The sequence below is a fragment of the Halobaculum sp. EA56 genome (assembly GCF_051195075.1).
In the GTDB taxonomy this organism is placed as follows: domain Archaea; phylum Halobacteriota; class Halobacteria; order Halobacteriales; family Haloferacaceae; genus Halobaculum.
On the sequence record NZ_JBNTJX010000003.1, the window covers coordinates 208,109 to 231,781 of the forward strand.

Here is a 23,673-nt window from a genome sequence, read left to right on the forward strand (position 1 = left end):
TCCGGGTCGCCGGCGACGCCCGCCGCCGGCGGCTGCGCCGGTTCCGAGGCCTATTTCCCCCGCGACGCGAACCGTTCGGGTATGATCGACTTCCGTTCGGACACGGTGACGACCCCGAGCGACGGGATGCGCGAGGCCGCCCGCGACGCCGCCGTCGGCGACGACGTGTACCGCGACGACCCGACGGTCAACGAACTGGAGGCGCGCGCGGCGGACCTCGCCGGCTTCGAGGACGCCCTGTACGTCCCCTCGGGGACCATGGGCAACCAGATCGCCGTCCGCACGCACACCGACCGCGGGCAGGAGCTGCTGTGCGACGAGCAGGCGCACGTCTACAAGTGGGAGCTGGGCGGCATCCCGCAGCTCTCGGGGGTGCAGCCGCGGATCCTCGACTGCGGCGACCGCTGCGTCCCTACGCCCGAGCAGGTGCGCGAGGGCTACGTCGAGGAGGACCTCCACCGGCCCGGCACCGGCCTGCTGTGCCTGGAGAACACGCACAACTCCCGCGGGGGCGTCGCCGTCCCGAAGGAGCACGTCGACGCCGCGGCCGACGCCGCCCACGACCTGGGCGTGCCGGTCCACCTCGACGGCGCGCGCTTCCTGAACGCCTGTGTCGCGCTGGACGTCGACCCCGCCGAGATGACCGGGGAGGTCGACTCGGTGATGTTCTGCCTCTCGAAGGGGCTCGGCGCCCCCGTCGGCTCGGTGCTCGCCGGCTCCGAGGAGTTCGTCGAGCGCGCGCGCCGCACCCGGAAGTTGTTCGGCGGCGCGATGCGCCAGGCCGGGATTATCGCCGCTCCCGGCCTCCGCGCGCTGGAGAACGTCGACCGCCTCGCCGAGGACCACGCGAACGCCGCCCGCCTCGCCGAGGGGCTGAACCGGATCGACGGCCTGTCGGCCCCGGAGCCGGACACGAACATCGTGATGGTGAACAGCGAGGCGGCCGGCCTCACCGGCGAGGAGCTCTCGGCCGCCTGCAAGGAGCGCGACGTGAAGTTCCACGCCTTCGGCGAGTACACCTGCCGCCTGTGTACCCACCTCGACGTGGACGAGGACGACGTGGCGGAGGGGCTCGACCGCATCGCGGACGCCGTCGAGGCGGCCTGACGCCGGACGGACGACCCTCCGACGGCCGCGCCGCCCCCGCGGGTCGCGGACGGGTCGCGGTCCCGTTTTATCAGGGTCGGCCGCGTACGTCGGGGGGATGAGCGACTCGACCCCCGCGCTCGACCGATCCGAGCCCTCCGGCCCCCGCTCGGGGCTCGACGACCGCCTCGACGGCCTCCCCGGGCTCCTCGCGCTCGTCGTCGCCGTCAACGCCGTCGGCGCCGCCCCCGCGCTCCTCGGCGGTCCCGACTCGGCGTGGTTCGACGCGCTGACGAAGCCGGCGCTGTACCCCCCGTCGTGGTCGTTCGGCGCCGTCTGGACGGCGCTGTTCACGCTCTCGGCGGTCGCGGTGTGGCTCCTCGTTCGCGCCGAACCCACAGACGCACGGCGCCTCGCGCTCGCGGCCTTCGGGGCTCAGTTCGCGGTCAACCTCGCGTGGACGCCGACGTTCTTCACGCTCCGACAGATCGCCCCCGCCCTCGGCGTCATCGTCGTGCTCGCCGTCCTGCTCGCGGGGACCGTCGCCGCCTTCGCCCGCGTCGACCGCCGGGCGGCGGCGCTGCTGGTGCCGTACCTCGCGTGGGTGTGCTTCGCCGCGGTGCTGAACTACCGCTTCCTCGTGTTGAACTGAGACGGACCGGGGACCTCGCCGCGGTTCTCCGAGGTCTCGCTCGCGTCGCTCACTCGACCTCGCGCTCTTCGTGGGCGGAGCGGCACAGGACCGCTCCGCCGTTCGTCCGAGGTCTCGCTCGCGTCGCTCACTCGACCTCGCCGAACTCGAACCGCGCCCCCCCCGCCTCGCTCTCGGTCAGGGTCACCGTCCAGCCGTGGGCCTCGGCGATCCGCCGGACGATGGCGAGCCCGAAGCCGGTGCCGTCCTCGGCGGTGGAGACGCCGACCTCGAACACCCGCTCGCGCTTCTCCGGCGGCACGCCCGGCCCGTCGTCCTCGACGGCGAAGCCGCCGGGCGTCGACACCACCCGGACGGCGGGCGCGTCGTCGGCGTGCTCGATGCTGTTGCGGAACAGGTTCTCCAGGAGTTCGCGCAGTCGCTCGGGGTCGGCGTCGACGACGACCTCGTCGGCGTCGAGGGTCGCCGCATCGGTGTCGACGGTCGCCCACGCGTCGCGGGCGGCCTCGCGCAGGTCGACGGACGCGGTATCGCCGACGACGCGGCCCTCGCGGGCGAGCCGGAGGAGGTCGTCGATCAGCTCGCGCATCCGGTCGATGGCGTCCGCGACGGTGTCGAAGTGCTCGTCCTCGCCCGTCTGGCGTGCGAGGTCGAGGTACCCCTCGGCGATCGAGAGGGGGTTGCGGAGGTCGTGGGAGACGACGCTCGCGAACTCGTCGAGGCGCTCGTTCTGTCGCTGGAGCGTCCGCTCGCGCTCGCGCCGCTCGGTGATGTCCGAGTAGATGGCGTAGCCGCCGAGGTTCTCGGCGTCCAGCTCCAGCGGCACGACGTACATGAGGAAGTCGCGGAGCCCGTCGGCCGTCTCGCGTCGGACCTCCTGTCGGATGCTCTCGCCGTTCGCGAGGCGGTCGTTGAACTCGGCGGCCTCCGACTCGGCCTCCTCGGGGACGATGTAGTCGTCGACGTGCTCCCCGATCACCTCCTCGCCGAAGCCGAACGTCTCCTCGAAGGCGCTGTTGATCGCCGTGATGACGGGCTCGCCGTCGACCAGCTCGAACGACAGCGCCGCGTCGGGGACGTTCTCGAACAGCGCCGACAGCCGGTCGCGCTCGGCGCGGAGGTCGGCCTCCGCGCGGATCCTGACGAGCGAGACGGCGACGTGCGCCATCAGGAGCTCCGCGTTGTTGAGGTCGTCGCGGTCGAACGCGCCGGGCTCGGTGGCGACCGCCTGGAACACCCCGAGGTCGCCGACCGGGACCGACACCGCGGACCGATACTCCTGCCGGACGGGCGCGGCGTCGTCGCGGTCGGCCACGTCCTCGATGAGGATCGACTCGCCCGTCTGGTACGTCTTGCCGGCGATCCCCTCGTCGAGCTCCATCGGCCGCGAGCCGTTCGGGAGGCTGCCGTCGGAGTCGACCACCGGCACGAGCATGTCGTCCCGCCGGAGCGACATCGTCGACTTGTCGAACGAGAGCACGTCCCTGGCGGCCTCGATCGCGCGCTCGAGGAGCGCGTCCTCGGACTCGGCGGCCGCGAGGTCGGTCGCGGCGACGTGGAGCCGCTCGGTCGTCTCGCGGGCCTCCCGGAGCGCCGCCTCCGAACGGATCCGCTCGCGGGTCACCGTCGCGTACGAGACGAGGAGTTCGGCGAACTCCAGGTCGCCCTCGTCGAACCCGCCCGGCTCGTCCTTGACCGCCTGGAAGACCGCGTCGCCGGCGAACGGCACGGACAGGAGCGACCGCGACTCCCCGTCGTGGGACCGCGCGACCGGGTGGTCGATCACGTCGTCGACGAGGATCGACCGCCCCTCGTCGTAGGTGGCCGCCATCGCGCCGAACCCGCGGGGGAGCTCGGCGGGCAGGTCGTCGTCGGAGGCCGCACACCGGCGGAACCGGTCGGGATCGGCGGCGTACACGCACGAGCGGTCGAACGAGAGCACGCGCTCGGCGATCTCGACGGTCAGCTCGAACAGCTCCTCGTCGCGTTCGGCGTCGACGAGCCGCGGCGCCGCCTCGTGGAGCTCGGTCATCACGCGCTCTCGGCGGGTCAGGTCCGCCTGCGCGCGCAGGCGCCGGTACGACTGTCCCACGTGCATGGCGAGCAGCTCCGCCAGCTCCCTGTCCGTCTCGTCGAAGGCGTGGGGTCGGCGCGAGACCGCCTGGAAGACGGCGTCGCCGCCGAACGGCACGGTGATGCTCGACCCGGTCGCCTCGGAGTTCGACAGTTCCTCGGCCTCCACGTCGGCGACGTACACGGTCTCGCCGCGTCGGTACGCCCGCCCGGCGAGCGTTCCCTCGATCGGGACCCGGGTCGGGAGCCAGTCGGTCGAGCGGTGGCGAGCGACCAGCTCGCCGTCCTCCTCGACGCCGACCGCGCAGTGGTCGAACGAGAGCACCCGGCCGGCGACGTCGATCGTCAGCTCGAACAGCTCCTCGACGCCGTCGGCCGCGGCGATGTCCGCCGCCGCCTCGTGGAGCCGCGTCACGCGGCGGCGGGCCGCGCGGAGCTGCCGCCTCGTCTCCCCGTCGCGGGCGCGTTCGATCTCGGCGGCGAGGCGCTCGGGGGCGCTCCCCCGCTCGACGTACCCGTCGACGTACGCCCCGGTCGGCTCCCGGTCGCCGTAGGCGACGACCGGCACGGTCGCGACGTCGAGGGTCTCGCGAGCGGCGTCGGGTACCTGCGGGTCGTCGACGAGCACGACCGCGTCCGGGAGCTCCCGGCCGTCGAGCGCCCGCCCGAGCCCGGCGGGGGTCGTCGTCTCGGCCACGCCGTCGACGGAGTCGCCCAGGGCCCCGGCGAACCCCTCGGGCATCGACACCCCGTCCTCGGCGACGAGGAGCACCGAGTGCGACGGTTCGGCGACGGGGTCCGCCATTAGTTACGCCATGTTGTCGTTTCCCGATTTAAGAGTAACGGGGACCGGCGGCCGCCGGCCGCGGCCCGGAACCCTTTTGCGCGGCGACGGGGCACAACGTGGTAATGAGCGACCTTACCGCGGAGTACCGCCTCGACTACTTCGAGGAGGAGGGGTTCTCCCGACGGGAGTGCTCCGCCTGCGGGGACCACTTCTGGACCCGCGACGACGAGCGGGAGCTGTGCGGGGAGCCCCCCTGCGAGGACTACTCGTTCATCGGCGACCCGGGGTTCGACGAGCCGTACACGCTCGAGGAGATGCGCGAGGCGTTCCTCTCGTACTTCGAGGAGCACGGCCACGAGCGCATCGAGCCGTACCCGGTCGCGGCGAACCGCTGGCGCGACGACGTGCTGCTCACGCAGGCGTCCATCTACGACTTCCAGCCGCTGGTCACCTCCGGGGAGACGCCGCCGCCGGCGAACCCCCTCACCGTCAGCCAGCCGTGCATCCGGATGCAGGACATCGACAACGTGGGCAAGACCGGCCGGCACACGATGGCCTTCGAGATGATGGCCCACCACGCGTTCAACGCCAAGGAGGAGGTCGGCGACGAGTACGCCTACTCCGGGGAGGTGTACTGGAAGGACGAGACGGTCCGGCTGTGTGACGGCCTGTTCGAGGAGATGGGCGCGGACCTCTCGGAGATCACCTACATCGAGGACCCGTGGGTCGGCGGCGGCAACGCCGGCCCCGCCATCGAGGTCATCTACAAGGGCGCCGAGCTGGCGACGCTCGTGTTCATGTCGCTGGAGCAGGACCCAGACGGCGAGTACGAGCTGAAGGACGGCAACCGCTACTCCGAGATGGACACGTACATCGTGGACACGGGGTACGGGCTGGAGCGGTGGACCTGGATGAGCCAGGGCACGCCAACCGTCTACGAGGCCATCTACCCGGACACGATCGAGTTCCTGAAGGACAACGCCGGGATCGACCTCACGGACGAGGAGGAGGAGCTGGTCCGCCGCGCCTCCACGCTGGCGGGCCACCTCGACATCGACGAGGTCGAGGACATCGAGGCCGCCCGCGACAACATCGCCGACAAGCTCGGCGTCGACACCGCCGAGCTGACCGAGCTCCTGGAGCCGCTGGAGAACATCTACGCGATCGCGGACCACTGCCGGACGCTCGCGTACATGCTCGGCGACGAGATCGTCCCCTCGAACGTCGGCACGGGCTACCTCGCGCGGATGGTGCTCCGGCGGACGAAGCGCCTCGTGGACGAGGTCGGCGTCGACGCCCCGCTCGACGAGCTGGTCGACATGCAGGCCGAGCGCCTCGGCTACGAGAACCGCGACACGATCCGCGACATGGTGCGCACCGAGGTCGAGAAGTACCGCGAGACGCTCGACCGCGGCGGCCGGAAGGTGGAGGCGCTGGCCGACGAGTACGCCGGCACGGGCGAGCCCATTCCCGTCGAGGAACTGATCGAGCTGTACGACTCCCACGGCATCCAGCCGGACATGGTCGAGGAGATCGCCGAGGAGCGCGGGGCGACCGTCGAGGTGCCCGACGACTTCTACGGGCTCGTCGCCTCCAGACACGACACCCCGCAGGCGTCCGCCGACGCCGCGTCCGCCGACGACCGCCTCGACGACCTCCCCGCGACCGAGCGGCTCTACTACGAGGACCAGGAGCGCACGGAGTTCGAGGCGGTCGTCCTCGACGTGTTCGAGCGCGCGGACGGCTACGACGTGGTGCTCGACCAGACCATGTTCTACCCCGAGGGCGGGGGCCAGCCCGCCGACCGCGGGACGCTCTCGACGGAGGATACGACCGTCGAGGTGACGGACGTGCAGATCGAGGGGGACGTGGTGCTCCACCGGACCGACGAGGACCCCGGCAAGGGCGAGTTCGTGACCGGCCAGGTCGACGGCGAGCGTCGTCGCCGGCTGATGCGCCACCACACCGCCACCCACATCGTCGGCTATGCGGCCCGACAGGTGCTCGGCGACCACGTCCGACAGGCGGGCGCCCAGAAGGGGCTCACCTCCTCGCGGCTCGACGTGACCCACTACGAGCGCGTGACGCGCGAGCAGACGAAGTCGATCGAGCGCGTCGCCAACGAGCTCGTCCGCGAGAACGTCCAGGTGAAACAGGAGTGGCCCGACCGCCACGAGGCCGAGTCCGAGCACGGCTTCGACCTCTACCAGGGGGGCATCCCCCCGGGCGAGCAGATCCGGCTCATCCGCGTCGGCGAGGACGTGCAGGCGTGCGGCGGCACGCACGTCTCCCGCACGGGCGACATCGGCGCGATCAAGCTCCTGAAGACCGAGCCCGTCCAGGACGGCGTCGAGCGGCTCGTGTTCGCCGCCGGCGAGGCGGCCGTCGACGCCACCCACCGCACCGAGGACGCGCTGTACGACGCCGCCGAGGTGCTCAGCGTCGACCCGCAGGAGGTGCCCGAGACCGCCGAGCGCTTCTTCGCCGAGTGGAAGGAGCGCGGCAAGACGATCGACCGCCTGAAGGAGGAGCTTGCGGAGCTGCGGGCCGCCGCGGGCGGCGAGGAGGTCGAGGTCGGCGACGCCGTCGCGGTCGTCCAGCGGATGGACGCCGACGTCGACGAGCTGCGCGCCACGGCCAACGCCCACGTCGAGGACGGCCGCATCGCCGTGCTCGGCTCCGGCGCCGGCGGCGCGGCGACGTTCGTCGTCGGCGTCCCCGACGGCGTCGGCGTCAACGCCGGCGAGGTCGTCGGCGAACTCGCCGGCCGGGTCGGCGGCGGCGGCGGCGGTCCACCGGACTTCGCGCAGGGCGGCGGCCCCGACGTGGACGCGCTCGACGACGCGCTCGACGACGCGCCCGAGATCCTCCGGCAGAAACTGGAGGCGTGATCCCCCGCCCCCGTCCGCGATGTCGCTGATCGACTCCCTCCCGTACCCGCTGTCGGCCGCGGCGGTGCGGGGACTCGCCGACTCCGAGCGGATCGTCGAGGCCCACCACGAGGTGATCGCACAGCGCTCCGGCACGGAGGTCGTGCCGGCGATGCTGATCACGACCGAGACGAGGTCGTTCGCCGTCGTCGAGGACCGGGACGAGGGTCGCTACCGCGTGCTCGACTCCGGCGACCGCTCCGACCGGGACGACGTGTACGCGACGCTGCGCGAGTGGGCGACAGAGCAGGGGTACGGCGGGCCGTAGGCCGCCGTCGTCCGCGACCGAACCGGCTTTCTCTCCCGCGCGATCGGGTATCGACGTGTCCGACGACGGCGACACCGACGGATCCGACGACGACACCGACACGGCCGCCCGCGAGTACGACAAGCTCGTCCGCGACGGGGTCCCCGACCTGATCCGCGCGAGCGGCGAGACGCCCGTCACGCGGACCGTGGAGGGGGCCGAACTCGACCGGTATCTCCTCGACAAGCTCGTCGAGGAGGCGCGTGAGGCCCGCGAGGCCGCGGACGACCCCGGGGAGTCGGTGGACGACGAGCTGGCGGACCTGTCGGCGGCGCTCGACGCGCTGGTCGGGCGGCGCGGCCGCGACGAGGTCGACCGCCGCCGCCGGGCGAAGGCCGACGAGCGGGGCGAGTTCGACGACGGGGTCGTGCTGGAGCGCGTCGAGCAGTCCCCGTAGCCGCCCGTCGTCGCCCGCGACCGAAACCCCCTACTCGCGCGCACTCGACCCCGAGGTATGGACCCGCGCATCCGCGAGCACGCAGCGACCATCGTCGACCACTCGATCGGGCTGGAGGCGGGGGATAACCTCGTCATCCAGCTCCCCGCCGAGGCGGAGGACCTGGCCGTCGCCCTCCACGAGTACGCCGGCGACATCGGCGCGAACCCGGTGTACCTCAACAACTCCACGCGCGCCGAGCGCGCCTACCTCCGCGCCCGCGAGGGGGACTTCGAGCTGCCCGACCACGAGCTGGCGCTGTACGAGGAGGCGGACGCGTTCGTCATCGCCCGCGGCGGCGGCAACGTCTCCGAGAAGGCCGACGTCGACCCGGCGACGACGGCCGACTACAACCGCGCCCGCCGGCCCGTCCAGAAGGAGCGGCTCTCGAAGACGTGGTGTCTCACGCAGTTCCCCACCGAGGGGCGCGCCCAGTTGGCCGGGATGAGCACGGAGGAGTACGAGAACTTCGTGTACGACGCGGTGAGCCTCGACTGGGAGGCGCAACACGAGTTCCAGCAGCAGCTGGTCGAGCGCCTGAACGACGCCGACGAGGTGCGGATCCGCTCTGGGGAGGAGACGGACGTGACGATGTCGGTCGCGGGCAACACGGCGCTCAACGACGACGGGAAGGCGAACCTCCCCGGCGGCGAGGTGTTCACCGCGCCCGTGAAGGACAGCGTCGAGGGCGAGGTGTACTTCGACCTGCCGCTGTACCGTCAGGGGCGGGAGATCGAGGACGTGCGCCTCACCTTCGAGGAGGGCCGGGTCGTCGAGTTCTCCGCCGAGCGCAACGAGGAGGTCCTGGAGGGCGTGTTCGACACCGACGAGAACGCCCGCTACCTCGGCGAGCTCGGGATCGGGATGAACCGAGCTATCGACCGCTTCACGTACAACATGCTGTTCGACGAGAAGATGGGCGACACCGTCCACATGGCCGTCGGGTCGGCGTACCCCGAGACCGTCGGCGAGGGCAACGAGGTCAACGAGTCCGCCGAGCACGTCGACATGATCGTCGACATGAGCGAGGACTCCGTGATCGAACTGGACGGCGAGGTCGTGCAGCGGGACGGGACCTTCACGTTCGAGGAAGGCGAGGCCGAGTGAGCGAGGCGAACGAGAGCTCGGACGGACGGCGGAGCGGTCCCGTGCCGCTCCGCCCACGAGGAGCGCGAGGCCGAGTGAGCGAGGCGAACGAGAGCTCGGACGGACCCCGGCGCGCTTGCGGGCGCGCCGCCACGGACCGAGGCGAGTCCGGGTAGGCGGCCCGTACTCGCCCGACGACGCCCCAGTTCGCCGCCAAACGCGGGCGGTCGGGCGTCTCTCACGAACATGTATTAATGTCTTTTCCTCCCTCCCGCGGTGCGGGGATTTATGTTCGTGTACTCACGGGTGACACACGTGCCCAAGGTGAACTGTCCCGACTGCGGCCGTCAGATCGGAATGCACGAACTCGAGGCGAAGACGACGGCCCAGTCCGGCGGCTTCTCGACCCGGTACCGCTGTCCGTTCTGCCGGACGGACATGGACGACGTGACCGAGTTCATCGGCTAGGGTCGCGGTCGACGGCGACCGTTCGTCGCGCCCGACGGCCGGCGGTTCACTCCTCGACGTCGAGGTCGAACTGCGCGTTCTCGACGACGGTGTTGAGGACGACCGAGGTGTTCGTCTCGCGGATGTCCTGGTCGGCGAGCAGCCCCTTGATCCCCTCGTTCATCTCGTCGGTGTCGTGGAACTTGCCGATCGCGATCACGTCGTAGTCGCCGGTGACCTCGTAGACGGAGACCATCTGCTTCTGCTCGCGCAGGCGCTCGACGATATCCGGAAGGGCGCTCCCCTCGACCTTGAGCTGGACGATGGCGGTCACGTCGTAGCCGAGGCGGTCGTAGTTCACCCGGGGGGTGTACCCCTCGATGACGCCCTCGTCCTCCAGGTCCCGGAGGTGGTTCGAGACGGTCGTCACCGACACGTCCAGATCCTCGCCCAGCGACCGGAGGCTGGCGCGACCGTTCCCGAGCAGCGCGTTCACGAGCTTGGCGTCGAGATTTTCGTACGTCATTACAGTCGACCACGGTCGCCTCCCTTTAGAATTTGACGATTGTCCAGTCGAGACGCACGGAAGGGGAAATTGCACCGACCGTCAACGTCTATATACCGGGAGTGTGTGTGGTCAAACGCCCACAACATGACGGACGGAAACACGAAACCGGACGGCGGTTTGAGCGCGGTCGAACAGGACGTTCTCGACGAGATCGAGGAGAAGGGGATCGACTTCCTGCGCCTGCAGTTCACCGACATCCTGGGGACGGTGAAGAACGTCTCCGTCCCGGCCACGCAGGCCGAGAAGGCGTTCACCGAGGGGATCTACTTCGACGGCTCCTCGATCGACGGCTTCGTGCGCATCCAGGAGTCGGACATGCGCCTCAAGCCCGACCCCGAGACGTTCGCCGTGCTCCCGTGGCGGACCCGCCAGGACGACAACGGCGGCGGCGCGGCCCGCCTCATCTGCGACGTGATCAACACCTCGACGGGCGAGCCGTTCGAGGGCGACCCCCGCCGCGTCCTGAAGGACGCGCTGGAGCGCGCCGCGGACATGGGGTACGAGGTCAACGCCGCCCCCGAGCCGGAGTTCTTCCTGTTCGAGGAGGACGAGGACGGCCGCGCGACGACGAAGACCAACGACGCCGGCGGCTACTTCGACCTCGCGCCCAAGGACCTCGCAAGCGACGTGCGCCGCGACATCATCTACGGCCTTGAGGACATGGGCTTCGAGATCGAGGCGTCCCACCACGAGGTCGCCGAGGGCCAACACGAGATCAACTTCGAGTACGACGACGCCCTCTCGACGGCCGACAACGTCGGCACGTTCCGGACGGTCGTGCGCGCCATCGCCGCCCAGCACGACCTCCACGCGACGTTCATGCCCAAGCCGATCCCGAAGATCAACGGCTCGGGCATGCACACGCACATCTCGCTGTTCACCGAGGACGGCGAGAACGCCTTCCACGACGACGACGACGAGTTCAACCTGAGCGAGGAGGCCAAGCAGTTCACCGCCGGCATCCTCGAACACGCCGAGGCGCTCGCGGCGGTGACGAACCCGACGGTGAACTCCTACAAGCGGCTCGTCCCCGGCTACGAGGCGCCCGTCTACGTCGCGTGGTCCGACCGCAACCGCTCGGCGCTCATCCGCAAGCCGGCCGCGCGCGTGCCCGCCGCCTCCCGCATCGAGGCGCGCTTCCCCGACCCCTCGTGTAACCCGTACCTCGCGTTCGCGGCGCTCATCCACGCCGGCCTCGACGGCATCGAGCGCGAGCTCGAGTGCGACGACCCGGTCCGCGAGAACATCTACGAGTTCGACGAGCAGAAGCGCGAGGAGTACGGCATCACCACGCTCCCCGAGAACCTCGGCGAGGCCGTCGCCGCCTTCGAGGAGGACGAGGTCGTCCAGGACGCGCTCGGCGAGCACATCACCGAGAAGTTCATCGAGGCGAAGACCGCCGAGTACGACGAGTACCGCGTCGACGTCTCCGACTGGGAGCTGGACCGCTACCTCGAGACGTTCTGAGGTCCGCCGGCCGCCGTCCGGCTCCGCGACCACGCCCGTTCTCCCGCTTTTTTATCCGCGCCCGCCCGGTCCTGACCGGTCCCGTCCTGTCCGCTCGTCCCGGCCCCGGCTCCCCCGTCCGTCGCGTTCGCCGTCCCCTCACTCGGCGGTGTCGGCGTCGCCCGCCCCCGTACCGCCCGCGTCGGGGTCCGCCGACTCGGCTTCGGTGATGAGGTCGTCCACGGCCTCCGACTCCGGGTCGCTCTCGGCTCCCGGCCCGGTCGCCTCGCCGTCCCCCCGCGTCCCGCGGACCCGGGCCACGAGCGTCGGCCACGCGACGACGAGCGCGACGGCCGCGAACGCCAGCGGCGCGGCCGCGAGCAGGCGGAACGGCGTCGTGTCGGGGACGACGCCGAACACGTAGGGGAGGCCGGCGGAGGCGACGTACGCGGCGGTCCCGAAGGGGACGGCGATGAGCGCGAGGCCGGCGACGGCGTCGGCGGCGCCGACGGGCGCCGTCTCGGTGCCGCGCAGGCGCCAGACCGCGTAGCCGCCGAAGGCGCCGCCGGCGGCGATGCCCGCCTCCAGCACCTCGCCGCCGTGGCCGCCGGCGGCCGCCACCGCCGTCGCGACGACGCCGAGCACGCCCGCGAGGAAGAACGCGCGGTCCGGGTGCGGACGGAACCCCGAGCGGGCGACCCGCTGGAACAGGAGCAGGCCGGCGGCGCCGACGGCGACGCCGACGGCGACGTCGACGAGGTAGTGGACGCCGAGGACGACGCGGGTGAGCGCGACGACCGTCACGACCGCCGCGGCGACGCGCAGGCGCGTGCGGCGGTCCCACACGTCGAGGAACGTCGCGAGGCCGCCGTACACCATCGTCGAGCCGATCGCGTGGCCGGAGGGGAAGCCGAAGCCGTCGCCGGTGGCGGCGTTCGCGTAGACGCCCCGGAGCAGGGTCGGGAGCCACGCCGGCGCCGTCGCCTCCGCGGCGCCCGGCGGCCGCGGGAGCGCGAAGAAGCTCTTGAGGCCGACCGTCACCGCGAGCGCGCCGAGGCCGACGGCGACGAGCGTCGCGCCGACGCGACGGGGGTTGGCCGCCAGCCGGCGGTCGCCGAGCCAGTATAACAGCCCCAGCCCGAGGTAGAGGAACCACGCGTCGCCCAACTGGGTGAGGAGGGCGGCGAGGGCGATCAGCGGCTCGGGGAGCGCGGCCGACGACCCGGTCAGGAAGCCGTGAGGGGACATGAGTGGAGGGACACCTCGGCTCAGCGGCGGTCCCGGACGGCGTCGAGCGCCCGTCCGGGCACCTCGATGACGTTCAGGCCGACGCCGACGAGCACGAACAGGGTGTACAGCCCGAGCGTCGACAGGAACAGGACGATCATCGCGCCGATGGCGAACCAGCCGTCGAGCCAGCGGAACGCGCCCAGCACCATCGCGGTACCGTACAGCAGGACGAGGTACGGCCCCCAGCCGCGGGCGTGTCCCCGCCGCATCCGCGACCGGACGTAGCGCTTCAGCTCGGCCTCCAGCGCCGGCTTCCGGACCGTCCGGTCGTCGACGGCGTCGAGGTCGGCGCGGAGTTCGGCCACCCGTTCCTCCAGCTCCTCGATGTCGGGCGCGGGACGGCCCTCGTCCTCGTCGCCGCCGTCGCCCCCGTCGGCGGTCGCGGTCTCGCCGCTCATTCGTCCCTCCGCACGCGCGTCCGTCCCTTTACGCTGCCGGTCTCCCCCGTCGGCGGCCCGTCGGCTCCGCGGGCCGGCGTCCCGCCGTCGGCGACGGCCCGGGGCGGCTCCTCGTCCCCGTCGTCCCCCTCTCCCTCCCCCCCGCGTCGCTCCTCCACGAGGACGACGTTGAGGACCGCGCCGACGAGCACGAGCGTCGCGCCGAAGTAGAGGAACGTCACCAGCAGCAACACCGCCCCGAGCACGCCGTACACCGCCGTCTGTCCGCCGTCGCCGGCGGCCTGGAAGTCGACGTACGCCTGAAAGACGGTTCGCAGCAGCGTCCAGCCGACGCCGGCGAAGACGGCGCCCGGCACGACCTCGCGGACGCTCACGTCGGCGCCGGGGAACACGTAGTACATCGGGAGGAACGCGACGGTGAGCACGACCGGGAGCGCGACCACCCCGGCGAGTTCGAGGACGACGCCCACGTCGAGGGCGGCGAGCGCGCCCCCGAGCACCACGACCGCGACGAGGCTCGCGCCGATGCTGCCGGCGACGACCAGCGCGTTGCGGAGCTGTTCGACGAGCCCGTCGGCCCCGGCCACTCCGTACACCTGCGAGAAGGCGATGTCCAGCCCGCGGAGCACCTTCAGCGCCCCCCACAGCGTCAGCGGGAGGCTGATGAGCGTCACCGATCCCCGGCCGGGACCGTCGACGAGCGCGGTCACGAGCAGGTCCTGTCCGGTCTCGGTGAGCACGTCCGCGCTCGCGTCGATGACCGCCGCCGCGAGGCGCTCGCCGCCGACGAGCACCGCCGCGACCAGCGCGAGCACCGCCGCGGGCAACAGCGAGACGAACGCGTAGTAGGCGACGCCGGCGGCGAGGAAGGTGACGTTCTCGTCGCCCGTCCGGGCGGCGACCCCCCGGGCGACCGCGACCGCCCGGCGGAGGGGTCCGTCGTCGGCCGACGACTCGGTGGTCACGTCACACCGTTCTCCCGAGCGGGAGAAAAACGCACGGTCGGATCCGCCGGGCGCGGGAACGGGGAGGCGCGCCCCGTGCCGTCGTCACGTCTCGCACGCCTCACACCCTGCCGGCCAGCACAGCGTTGGTCGCGGCGCCCACGAGCACGAGCAGGTTCGCCGTGTAGAACCACGCGACCAGCACGACGAGGCCGCCCAGCACGCCGTAGATACCGACGTCGACGTTGCCGGAGGCGTAGACGCCGAAGGCGGCGCCGGCGACGGTCCACCCGCCGGCGGCGACGAGCGTTCCGGGGAGGACCTCCGTGCGCGACACCGCCGCCGTCGGGAGCGCGTAGAACAGCGGGAACAGCGCGACGACCGACAGCGCGAACACCGTGACGGGGACGGCGACGGGCGCGAGCGACTCGTTCGCGTACAGCGACAGCGTCCCCGCCGCGAGCAGCACCGCCACGACGCCGAGGGTGCCCACGACGAACGCGAACAGGGTGTCGCGGACCCGCGAGAGGACGCCCCGCTCCTCGGCGCCGTAGACGGCCGCGAACGCCCGGTCGAACCCCCGAAACAGTTGGACGACCGAGAACAGCGACAGCGCGCCCGCGACGAGGAGGATCCCGCGTCGCCGCGCGACGTCGGCGATCGACTCGCGGAGGAACGACCGCCCCCGCGGCGTCAGCAGTTCGCTCCCCGCCGAGAGCGCCCCCGCGGCGACGACCCCGTCGCCCGGCCCCGTGACGAGTGCGACCGCCAGCACCGCGACCGGGAGCGTCGCGACGATGCTGTAGTACGCGAGGCTCCCGGCGACGAACGTCGCGTCCGCCGCCCGGACGGCCCGAACGATCGCCAGCGGCACCGCGAGCGGGCCGTCGCCGACCGTCAGATCCCCGCCGGCGCGGGCGTCCTCGGAATCCCGGGAGTCGTTCGACACACCGCCGGGGTTGTCGCCCACGGTCAAAGAGGGCGGCGGCCGCGCGCCGGTCGGACCGGACGGGTCGGGGCCGCGACGGTTCAGGCCAGGTCCGCGGTCGCCCCGCGCATCTCCGCCACCGTCGCGTCCGACTTGAACGCCGTCCCGGCGTAGTGGGCGTGCGACGCCTCGAAGCCCGCCTCGCGCAGCGCCGCGACGAACTCGTCCATCCCGACGGCGGGGCGGCCCCACTGCTTGCACAGGCGGTGCTGGTCGTAGTGGGTCGGGGTGTCCAGCTCCGCGGCGACCGTCAAGAGCAGTTTCCGCGCGCGCTTCGCCTCGCCCATGTCGTCGGTCACCTCCTCCTCGACGGCCGCCGCGAATCCGGGGTCGGCGACCCGGCCGAGCCAGATCGGCCCCGCGGTGACGACCCGCCCCGACCCGCAGTGCGGGCACGCCTCGGGGACGTCCGGGAGGCGGCCGAACTCGTGGTCGCGTTCGAGGCAGTCCTGGCAGTGGTGGACGAACCCCAGTTCCCCCAGCGCCGCGTTCGCCTCGGTCGCGTTCGCGTCCAGTTCGAGGTAGGTCCGCGCGTAGTGCCGGGAGACGTGCGAGCAGATCGGCGTCGCGGCCTTGTCGCGGGCGGCCGCCCGGCGGACGAGCGCGCCGATCAGCACGCGCAGGCCCATCTCGGGGTGGTACTCGGTGTTGCGCGGCACCGTGTCGTAGCGGCGGACGCCAGACTCGAAGTGGGCGCCGCACAGCGGCGCGGTGTCGGTCGCGGTGACGCAAAGCAGGTTGCGCGTGCCCGCGACCGCGGCGTCGGCGAACGGCATCGGCGAGCCGTACGGGTCCACGTCGACCACGTCGTAGAACCCCTCGTGCAGCAGCGCGTTGGCGTCGCGCCGGACCGCCTCGCCGCCGTAGTCGGCGAGGTTCCGGGCGGCGAGGGCGACGGCGTCCTCGTCCACGTCGGCGGCGGTCACGTCGTACCCTTCGGCGGCCGCGCGTGCGGCGCGGACGCCGGAGGCGGCCATCGCGTCGAGGTACGTCTCCGCGCGCGGTTCGCGCTCGGCGTACGCCCGGAGGACCGCCACCGTCACGTCGCGGTTCAGTTCCATCTCGGGGTTGTAGAACACCTCGTCGGCGCGGCCCTCGCTGGCGCCGTCGCGCGCGCCCTCGACCTCGACGGCGACGCCGCCCTCGGTGATCTCCATTGCTGTCGGGACTGCGGCGCCCGCGGGATTAAACCGCGCGGGATCGTCACGGCGCCCGTCTGCCGCCGGGCCTCCCTCCCCGCGTGGAACCTGATCGCCCCTCCGCGTGCCGTCGCACCGCCGGTCCGAAGCGTTTTGCCACGCCCACGCCAACGGAGGCGACGTGACCAGCGGCGAGGGCGGCGCCCCCGACACGGAGCAGGCGGCGGGGAGCGCCGCCGCCGCCGACGGCGAGGACGGGGACCCGGACGCGGGAGACGCTCGCGCCCACGAGACCGCCGACGGCGCCGATATCGAGGGTTCAGAGGTCGACGCCGCAGAGGTCGACGCCGTCGACGACTGGCGCGACGCCCTCGCGGCCGCGGGCGAGCTCTCGCCGCCGATCGTCTCCGCGATCATCGACACCCACGGCGACCGCGGCCGCCGGGCCATCGAAGCGGTCGGCGAGGGACGGGTGAAACGCTACCGGGACTTCACGGTCGTCGTCGGCTACCGCGCCGAGCACGTCGTCGAGGACGGCGGCTGCGACTGTCAGGACACCACCTACAACCTCGACGCCGACGACCCCGACGAGCGCTGCTGGCACGCGCTCGCCGTCGACGTCGCCGAGCGCGTGGGTCGGATCGACCACCACGACATGTGGTACTCGGAGGTCAGGGAGTTCCTGTAGCCCGGTTCCTTACCCCCCACCCTCGGTCTCCGGTCCCGCCCCGCGGAACGCCCGGTCCCCACTAAGGTTCATATACTGAGCCGGGACCAGCCTCCCCGATGCGATGACCCACACGGCACGCCGGGACGCGGGTGTGCGGCCCGACGGCGTGTCGCGGTTCCCCGACGGAGGAGGCGGGGACGCCGGGAGCGGGGCCGCCTGTCAGCCAGAATCCCGGGCAGCGACCGCGCAGCCGGTGGTGACGTGGGGTTCGGGCTCCGGATCCAGGTCCGGCTCCGGATCCCGACGGGAGCCGCCCCTCACTCGAAGGAGGCGGTCTCCACGGTGAGACCGTAGTAGACGGCGGGCGCGAGCGCGAGCGCCGCCGCCGAGAGGACGGCCGCGGGAGAGACGGCGCCGAGCAGCAGTGACGCGAGCAGGACGGCGCTCCCGAAGACGACGCCGGCGCCGACGGCGCCGATCCGGGCGGCGTCCGCCGCGCGGAAGCCGGCGACGCGGGCGGCGAGCGCGCCGCCGACCCACGTCACGAGCGCCGCGGCCGCGCCGAACGGGGTTCCGACGGCCAGCCCCGCGAGCAACAGCGCCGCGCCGGCGACGCCGCCCGCGAGCAGGTACGCGCGCCCGTCGCGGAGCCGACGGCGCGGGGCGTACGTGACGGCGTACGCCCAGGCGGGCGCGGCGACGAGGAGGCCGAGGAACAGTCCGCGGAGGACAGCAGCTCCCGCCGGGTCGCCCGCGCTCGCGTCCGCGCCCGCCGCCGCGTCCGCCAGGAGGACGGCCCCGGCGAGCGTGCCCGCGCCGGCGACGGCCCGGGGCGGGAGCACCGTCGTCGGCTCGTCGTCGTGGTACACCGCGTACACCGCGAACGGGTACAGCAGCGCGACGCCCGTGAGCAGCGACCGCGTCACGTCTCCGGTCGCCCACAGGGCGAACGCCCCGACGGGAAGCGACAGGAGGAGTCCGGTGAGCAGCGCGAGTTCCGGGGCGCGACGGTTCACGGCCGGGATACGGGCGGGCCGACGAAAAGCCCCTCGTCGGGCGACGGAACGACCCACGGACGCGCCGTTCGGGGGCGATCCGGCCAGACGGAAGCGTTTAGACGTTGCCGAGGGTATCCCTCCGCATGGCGGACTGTCCACTTGCGGATGACTGCCCCCGGTTCTCCGAACGGATCCAGGGGATGGGCTGTCAGCACTACGGCAACCGCGGCGGCGCCGAGTGGTGCAACGAGTACGACATGCCCATCTCCGACCTGAAGCAGCAGCCGGTGAAGCCCGGCGAGGAGGTGACCGTCGAGGTCGACGACATCCACGAGAGCGGCGCCGGCGTCGGCCGGACCGACGACGGCTTCATCGTGCTGGTCGACGGTCTGCTCCCGCCCGCGCGTGCGGTGGTGCGCATCGACCGGGTGAAACAGAACCACGCGAAGGCCAACCGCGTCGTGGAACGGCTCCCGATGGAGGGAGACGAGGACGAGGACGGGGAATCGGCCGAGGAGGAGGAACTGGACGAGGCCACCTCGGCGAAGCGCGGCGAGCGGCTCGGGTCCCGCGACAACTTCTGGGGCTCGTAGGGTCGACCCGCTCCCGGGGTCGCGGATGGACAGTCCGTACTATGCTTTTTACCCGCCCGGGTGTGAGGTAGAGCCATGGCGAACGAGGGGAGCGCCGAGTCGGTCGACGTCGACGAGCTGCTCGACCGCGCGGGCTTCGACGCCGACCGGAGCATTCTCACCAGACGGCAGGCCGAGGTGCTGGCGTTGCGCGAGCGGGACGTCCGACAGGCCGACATCGCGGACCTGCTGGGAACCTCCCGCGCGAACGTCTCCAGCGTCGAGTCGTCGGCGCGCGACAACGTCGAGAAGGCCCGCGAGACCGTCGCGTTCGCGGAGGCGCTCTCCGCGCCGGTCCGCATCGAGATCGCCGCCGGTACCGACCTCTACGACGTGCCCGACCGGGTGTACGACGCCTGCGACGCCGCCGAGGTGAAGGTGAACCACACCGCGCCGGACCTGATGAAGCTCGTGAGCGACGAGGCCGGCGACGCCGTCCGGGGTCGCGAGGTCGTCGCGCCCATCCTCGTCGGCATCACCAGTACCGGCTCGGTCCGGGTTCGCCGGTCGGAGTAGCCCGCGGGCCGGCCGCACGGACTGCCGCCTCTCCGGAGCTTTTTACGCGCCTCCGCCGACGGACCGCGTATGGACCTGCGACTCGACGGAAACGCGGCGCTGGTGACGGCGAGTTCGAGCGGCCTCGGCTTCGCGTCGGCGGCGTCGCTCGCGGCCGAGGGGGCGAACGTGGTGGTCTGCGGGCGGACCCCGGAACGCCTCGAGGAGGCCGAGGCGGCGCTGGCGGAGGAGCCGGGCGAGGTGCTCGCGGTCGAGGCCGATATCACCGACCGCGACGACGTGGCCGCGCTCGTGGAGGCGACCGTCGAGGAGTTCGGCGGCCTCGACCACGTCGTCACGAGCGCCGGGGGCGTTCCGCCGGGCACCTTCGACGAGACGACCGACGACCAGTGGCGCGGCGCCTTCGACACGCTCGTGATGAGCGCCGTCTGGACGCTCCGGGAGGCGCGCCCGCACCTGACCGACAGCGACGCGGGGACGGTCACGTGCATCACCTCGACCTCCGTCCGGGAGGCCATCGACGGGCTCGTGCTCTCGAACGCCGTCCGCCGGACGGTGATCGGGCTTGTGAAGACGATCTCGCGGGAGTGGGCGCCCGACGTGCGCGCGAACGCGGTGCTCCCGGGCGCCCACGAGACGGCCCGCATCGAGGAACTGGTCGAGGACGCGCTGGAGCGCGGCGAGTACGACAGCTACGAGGAGGGGCTCGACGACTGGGCCAGCGACATCCCGCTGGACCGCATCGGCGACCCGCGCGAGCTGGGCGACGTGGTCGCGTTCCTCTCCTCCGAGCGCGCGTCGTTCGTCAACGGCGCGGCCCTGCCCGTCGACGGCGGGCGCCTCCGGTCGTAACTCGCGGCGTCGGCCGTCGCCGCCGCGGTAACTGCGGCCCCGCGGTCGCTCCGGGGCTCAGAACTCGCCCGCCCCCTTCAGCCGGTCGACCGCGTCGCGGACGCGCTGGGCGTCCCCCTTCGGGACGACGAGCACGCGGTCGTCGTAGGCGACGACGCACAGCCCCTCAACGCCGACCAGCGAGACGTGCGCGTCGTCGGCGGCGACGACGTTGTCCGCGGCGTCGACGGCCAGCGCCTCGGCGCCGCCCGCGACGACGTTCCCGTCGGCGTCCGGGTCGAGCACCCGGTCGAGCGCGTCCCACGCCCCGAGGTCGTCCCACGCGAACGCCGCCGGGACGACCGCCGCGCGCTCTGCGCGCTCCATCACCGCGTAGTCGACGCTGACCGGATCGACCGCGTCGAAGCCGGCCTCCGGGTCCGGGTCGTCGCCGTCGAGCGCGTCCGCGAGCGGCCCGAGCGGCGTGTCGCGCGCCTCGCGGAACAGCGCCGCCGGCGTCCACGCGAAGATGCCCGCGTTCCAGTAGTGGCCCGCGTCGACGTACTCGGCGGCGGTGTCGGCGTCCGGCTTCTCGTGGAACGCGGCGAGGTCGCGGTAGGCGGGCGCGGAACCGTCTCCGCCCCGATCCTCGCCGGGTTCGATGTACCCGTACCCGGTGGCCGGCCGGGTCGGCTCGACGCCGAAGGCGACCAGCCGGCCGGTGTCGCCGGCGACGCGCGCCCCCCGCGCCATCGTCGCCTCGAAGGCGTCGGCGTCGGGGACGTGGTGGTCGGCGGGGAGGACGACCACGACCGGGTCGCCGTCGACCGCCCCGCGTGCGTGATGGGTCGCGTACAGCGCCGCCGGGCCGGTGTCCCTGCCCGCCGGCTCGACCACGACCTCGGCGTCGGGGGCGTGTTCGGGTACCTCCGCGGCGAATTCCGGGCGGGTGGCGACCAGCGTCGCGTCCGCGAAGCCCGTGCGATCGGCCGTTCTGGCGAGGAGGCTTCGATCGTCGTCCGGGTCGCCCAGCGCGAGGAACTGCTTCGGGCGGTCGCTCCGCGAGGCGGGGTAGAGCCGCGAGCCGGTGCCGCCGGCGAGGATCACGGCGACGACGGGTCGGTCCATTGTCGCTCGTGTCGGGTGGCCCGGTTATAAGGACGAGGGGAAGCGGGTCGGGAGCGCGCCGCCGTCGTCCGAGACGCTCGCTCACTTCGTGGGCGGCTCGGCACGGAGACCTCGCCGCCGTCGTCCGAGACGCTCCCCTCGGTCGCGTCTCGCTTTGCTCACGGCTCACTCTGTTCGCCGTTCGCAACCGAGGTCTCCCTCCGGTCGACCTCGCCTACCACGTCTGCACGCGCCCCTCCCGCACGTCCTCGGCGCACCCCTCACAGTCCGGGTGCCCCGACTCGAAACACGCCGGCTCCCCGCCGGCGTTCACCGCGACGCGGCGCTTCTCCGCGTGGCGGCGACAGACGATCCGGGCGCGGTCCTCCCCGTCCGTGGGGAGGTCGAAGTCCTCGGCGCGGTTCTCGCCCCACTCGCGCCCCTCGCGGTAGGCGCGCTTGCTGCGCGCGTACTCGCGGCCGGCCTTGCGCGCCTGCTGGCGGAGCACCCGGCGGAGCCTGTCGCTCAGTCCCATACCTCCTCTGTGTGCGCCCCGGGTATCAGTCCGTTGCCGGCACGGCGGCGGCGACTCCGGCGGACGTTCGAGTGTGCGTCCGCCGTCCCCGATCTTCACTTTCACCGCGGTCACGGAATACTAAATAGGATCCCGCACCAACCGCCGTACGCCTCCCACCGAAACACCAACCGGAGGCAGGAGAACCATGGCAGACCTGCAAACCCACGCGGAAGAGATACACGAGCAGTTTTCAGACCACTTGGACCTCACCGTCGAGGAGATCGAGGAGCGCCTCGCCTCGCTGGTGAACGAGTACAGCGTCCCCGTCGACGAGGCGCGGCGGAGCGTCGTCAACTCCTACCTCGACGAGGCGGGGCTGGAGCGCGACGAGATCGGCTCCGGCGGGAGCCAGCAGGCGCTCGTCGGCGACATCGACGAGGACGAACAGTGGGTCGACCTTCGCGTGAAGGTGGCCGACCTGTGGGACCCCAACCACGACTCCATCGCGCAGGTGGGCCTGCTCGGCGACGAGTCGGGCACGATCAAGTTCGTCTCCTTCTCCACGAGCGAACTGGAGGAACTGGAGGAGGGCGCGAGCTACGCCCTCTCGAACGTCGTCACCGACGAGTACCAGGGCAACTACTCGGTGAAGCTCAACCGGACGACCACGATCACCGAACTCGACGAGGACATCGAGGTCGGCGACGACAGCGACGAGGTCGAGGGCGCGCTGGTCGACATCCAGTCCGGCTCGGGGCTCATCAAGCGCTGTCCCGAGGACGACTGCACGCGCGTCCTCCAGAACGGCCGCTGCAGCGAGCACGGCCAGGTCGACGGCGAGTTCGACCTCCGCATCAAGGCGGTGCTCGACGACGGCGACTCGGTGCAGGAGGTCATCTTCAACGAGGAGGCGACCGCCGAGCTCACCGGCATCGACCTGGCGGAGGCCAAGGAGATGGCCCAGGACGCCCTCGACACCACGGTGGTGGGCGAGAAGATGGCCGACATGATCGTCGGCCGCTACTACCGGGTGCGCGGCCCGACGCTGGGCCGGTACGTGCTCGCCGACGAGTTCGAGGAACTGTCCGGCCCGTCCACGGAACTGGACGCCGAGTCGCTGCTGATCCGCGCGAGGTCCCTGTAATGAGCCAGTCAGTCCCCACCCGAGAGGTCGCACGCCGCGTCTTCGCGGCCGAGTACAACGACGCCAGCTACACCTTCAAGGAGTCCGACGACGAGCGGGCCCCCCTGTACCTGCTCCTCCCGACGGGCGAGCGCGCCAACCGCGTGTTCGTCGTCGGCACCCTCACCGAGAAGGAGGACGTCGGCGAGGACAGCGAGTACTGGCGCGGCCGCATCGTCGACCCGACGGGGACGTTCTTCACCTACGCCGGGCAGTACCAGCCCGAGGCCGCCAGCGCCCTCCGGGAACTGGAGCCGCCCGCCTACGTCGCCGTCGTCGGCAAGCCCCGCACCTACGAGACGGACGACGGGAACGTGAACGTCTCCGTGCGCCCCGAGTCGATCACGACCGTCGACGCCGCCACGCGCGACCGCTGGGTCGCCGAGACCGCCGCGCGCACCCTCGACCGCATCGAGGCGTTCGACGACGAGGGCAACGAGTACGCGCGGATGGCCCGCGAGCAGTACGACCTGCCCGTCGAGGAGTACCGCGACGCCGCCGTCGCGGCGCTCCGGTCGCTCGACGACGCCGACGAACTCGAGGGCGAGGGCGAGGCGCCGGCGTAAGCCGCCGGTCGACGCACGCGCCCGTCCCCGCTCCGTTTCCGTTTTTCGTGGCCCCCGACCCCCCTCCGCCCGCGTC

Annotated in this window: 22 protein-coding genes and 1 pseudogene; 14 read left to right on the forward strand and 9 right to left on the reverse strand. The window is 72.3% G+C overall.

What is annotated here, in order from left to right; genetic code table 11:
• Positions 1 to 81: 81 nt before the first annotated feature.
• Together ACQUQ1_RS06820 and ACQUQ1_RS06825 are read left to right on the forward strand one after the other, a co-directional pair.
• Complete coding sequence (locus ACQUQ1_RS06820) at positions 82 to 1,107, forward strand: threonine aldolase family protein (protein WP_435063523.1); 1,026 nt, start codon at positions 82 to 84, stop codon at positions 1,105 to 1,107.
• A gap of 97 nt (positions 1,108 to 1,204) precedes the next feature.
• A complete protein-coding gene (locus ACQUQ1_RS06825; RefSeq protein WP_435063524.1) occupies positions 1,205 to 1,738 on the forward strand; it encodes a TspO/MBR family protein in 534 nt (177 codons plus the stop codon).
• Between the two features lie 127 nt (positions 1,739 to 1,865).
• Here the strand turns inward: ACQUQ1_RS06825 and ACQUQ1_RS06830 are convergent, their stop codons facing one another.
• Complete coding sequence (locus ACQUQ1_RS06830; RefSeq protein ID WP_435063525.1) at positions 1,866 to 4,616, reverse strand: GAF domain-containing protein; 2,751 nt, start codon at positions 4,614 to 4,616, stop codon at positions 1,866 to 1,868.
• Positions 4,617 to 4,720: 104 nt separating this feature from the next.
• On the opposite strand from ACQUQ1_RS06830, the gene alaS reads away from it, so the two are divergent.
• From alaS to ACQUQ1_RS06855, 5 genes are all read left to right on the forward strand, one after another.
• Positions 4,721 to 7,489, forward strand: a complete 2,769-nt coding sequence (gene alaS, locus ACQUQ1_RS06835; RefSeq protein WP_435063526.1) for an alanine--tRNA ligase — start codon at positions 4,721 to 4,723, stop codon at positions 7,487 to 7,489.
• 19 nt (positions 7,490 to 7,508) lie between these two features.
• The gene (locus ACQUQ1_RS06840; RefSeq protein WP_435063527.1) at positions 7,509 to 7,796 is read left to right on the forward strand and encodes a hypothetical protein; all 288 of its coding nucleotides are present in this window, start codon (positions 7,509 to 7,511) and stop codon (positions 7,794 to 7,796) included.
• Between the two features lie 55 nt (positions 7,797 to 7,851).
• Positions 7,852 to 8,232 (forward strand): nucleoside triphosphate pyrophosphohydrolase, encoded by a 381-nt coding sequence (locus ACQUQ1_RS06845; RefSeq protein WP_435063528.1) that lies wholly within the window; start codon positions 7,852 to 7,854, stop codon positions 8,230 to 8,232.
• A gap of 57 nt (positions 8,233 to 8,289) precedes the next feature.
• Entirely contained in the window at positions 8,290 to 9,378 is a 1,089-nt protein-coding gene (locus ACQUQ1_RS06850) for an aminopeptidase (protein ID WP_435063529.1), read from the forward strand.
• Between the two features lie 267 nt (positions 9,379 to 9,645).
• Positions 9,646 to 9,825, forward strand: a complete 180-nt coding sequence (locus ACQUQ1_RS06855; RefSeq protein ID WP_435063530.1) for a hypothetical protein — start codon at positions 9,646 to 9,648, stop codon at positions 9,823 to 9,825.
• Positions 9,826 to 9,871: 46 nt separating this feature from the next.
• Here the strand turns inward: ACQUQ1_RS06855 and lrp are convergent, their stop codons facing one another.
• Positions 9,872 to 10,330: an HTH-type transcriptional regulator Lrp gene (gene lrp / locus ACQUQ1_RS06860; RefSeq protein WP_435063531.1), complete on the reverse strand. Its 459-nt coding sequence runs from the start codon at positions 10,328 to 10,330 to the stop codon at positions 9,872 to 9,874.
• 126 nt (positions 10,331 to 10,456) lie between these two features.
• Here lrp and glnA point away from each other — a divergent pair, with 126 nt between their 5' ends.
• Positions 10,457 to 11,839 carry a type I glutamate--ammonia ligase gene (gene glnA, locus ACQUQ1_RS06865; RefSeq protein ID WP_435063532.1) on the forward strand — a complete coding sequence of 461 codons (1,383 nt, stop codon included), beginning with the start codon at positions 10,457 to 10,459 and terminating at the stop codon, positions 11,837 to 11,839.
• A gap of 138 nt (positions 11,840 to 11,977) precedes the next feature.
• Here glnA and ACQUQ1_RS06870 read toward each other — a convergent pair whose 3' ends face one another.
• From ACQUQ1_RS06870 to ACQUQ1_RS06885, 4 genes and pseudogenes are all read right to left on the reverse strand, one after another.
• Positions 11,978 to 13,066 carry a phosphatase PAP2 family protein gene (locus ACQUQ1_RS06870; RefSeq protein WP_435063533.1) on the reverse strand — a complete coding sequence of 363 codons (1,089 nt, stop codon included), beginning with the start codon at positions 13,064 to 13,066 and terminating at the stop codon, positions 11,978 to 11,980.
• Positions 13,067 to 13,086: 20 nt separating this feature from the next.
• Positions 13,087 to 14,471: pseudogene (locus ACQUQ1_RS06875) on the reverse strand (YihY/virulence factor BrkB family protein).
• 100 nt (positions 14,472 to 14,571) lie between these two features.
• Entirely contained in the window at positions 14,572 to 15,399 is an 828-nt protein-coding gene (locus tag ACQUQ1_RS06880; protein WP_435063534.1) for a YihY/virulence factor BrkB family protein, read from the reverse strand.
• 80 nt (positions 15,400 to 15,479) lie between these two features.
• Positions 15,480 to 16,595 (reverse strand): tRNA (guanine(26)-N(2))-dimethyltransferase, encoded by a 1,116-nt coding sequence (locus ACQUQ1_RS06885; RefSeq protein WP_435063535.1) that lies wholly within the window; start codon positions 16,593 to 16,595, stop codon positions 15,480 to 15,482.
• 292 nt (positions 16,596 to 16,887) lie between these two features.
• On the opposite strand from ACQUQ1_RS06885, the gene ACQUQ1_RS06890 reads away from it, so the two are divergent.
• On the forward strand, positions 16,888 to 17,265 hold the full coding sequence (locus tag ACQUQ1_RS06890; protein WP_435063717.1) for a hypothetical protein: 378 nt from the start codon (positions 16,888 to 16,890) through the stop codon (positions 17,263 to 17,265).
• 299 nt (positions 17,266 to 17,564) lie between these two features.
• On the opposite strand, the gene ACQUQ1_RS06895 is transcribed toward ACQUQ1_RS06890, so the two are convergent.
• Entirely contained in the window at positions 17,565 to 18,263 is a 699-nt protein-coding gene (locus ACQUQ1_RS06895) for a hypothetical protein (RefSeq protein ID WP_435063536.1), read from the reverse strand.
• 125 nt (positions 18,264 to 18,388) lie between these two features.
• Between ACQUQ1_RS06895 and ACQUQ1_RS06900 the strand changes: the two genes are divergently transcribed.
• The 3 genes from ACQUQ1_RS06900 to ACQUQ1_RS06910 all read left to right on the forward strand — a co-directional run bounded on the left by ACQUQ1_RS06900 (position 18,389) and on the right by ACQUQ1_RS06910 (position 20,245).
• Positions 18,389 to 18,838: a TRAM domain-containing protein gene (locus ACQUQ1_RS06900; RefSeq protein WP_435063537.1), complete on the forward strand. Its 450-nt coding sequence runs from the start codon at positions 18,389 to 18,391 to the stop codon at positions 18,836 to 18,838.
• Between the two features lie 75 nt (positions 18,839 to 18,913).
• Positions 18,914 to 19,393 (forward strand): Tfx family DNA-binding protein, encoded by a 480-nt coding sequence (locus ACQUQ1_RS06905; protein WP_435063538.1) that lies wholly within the window; start codon positions 18,914 to 18,916, stop codon positions 19,391 to 19,393.
• 69 nt (positions 19,394 to 19,462) lie between these two features.
• Positions 19,463 to 20,245, forward strand: a complete 783-nt coding sequence (locus ACQUQ1_RS06910) for an SDR family oxidoreductase (RefSeq protein ID WP_435063539.1) — start codon at positions 19,463 to 19,465, stop codon at positions 20,243 to 20,245.
• Between the two features lie 57 nt (positions 20,246 to 20,302).
• Here the strand turns inward: ACQUQ1_RS06910 and ACQUQ1_RS06915 are convergent, their stop codons facing one another.
• Both ACQUQ1_RS06915 and ACQUQ1_RS06920 read right to left on the reverse strand, forming a co-directional pair.
• Complete coding sequence (locus ACQUQ1_RS06915) at positions 20,303 to 21,352, reverse strand: mannose-1-phosphate guanylyltransferase (RefSeq protein WP_435063540.1); 1,050 nt, start codon at positions 21,350 to 21,352, stop codon at positions 20,303 to 20,305.
• Between the two features lie 214 nt (positions 21,353 to 21,566).
• Positions 21,567 to 21,860, reverse strand: coding sequence for a DUF7091 family protein (locus tag ACQUQ1_RS06920; protein ID WP_435063718.1), 294 nt, complete (start codon positions 21,858 to 21,860; stop codon positions 21,567 to 21,569).
• A gap of 193 nt (positions 21,861 to 22,053) precedes the next feature.
• On the opposite strand from ACQUQ1_RS06920, the gene ACQUQ1_RS06925 reads away from it, so the two are divergent.
• Together ACQUQ1_RS06925 and ACQUQ1_RS06930 are read left to right on the forward strand one after the other, a co-directional pair.
• Complete coding sequence (locus ACQUQ1_RS06925) at positions 22,054 to 22,992, forward strand: replication factor A (protein WP_435063541.1); 939 nt, start codon at positions 22,054 to 22,056, stop codon at positions 22,990 to 22,992.
• Positions 22,992 to 23,597 (forward strand): RPA family protein, encoded by a 606-nt coding sequence (locus ACQUQ1_RS06930; RefSeq protein WP_435063542.1) that lies wholly within the window; start codon positions 22,992 to 22,994, stop codon positions 23,595 to 23,597. The genes ACQUQ1_RS06925 and ACQUQ1_RS06930 overlap by 1 nt, the downstream gene beginning before the upstream one ends.
• Positions 23,598 to 23,673 lie beyond the last annotated feature (76 nt).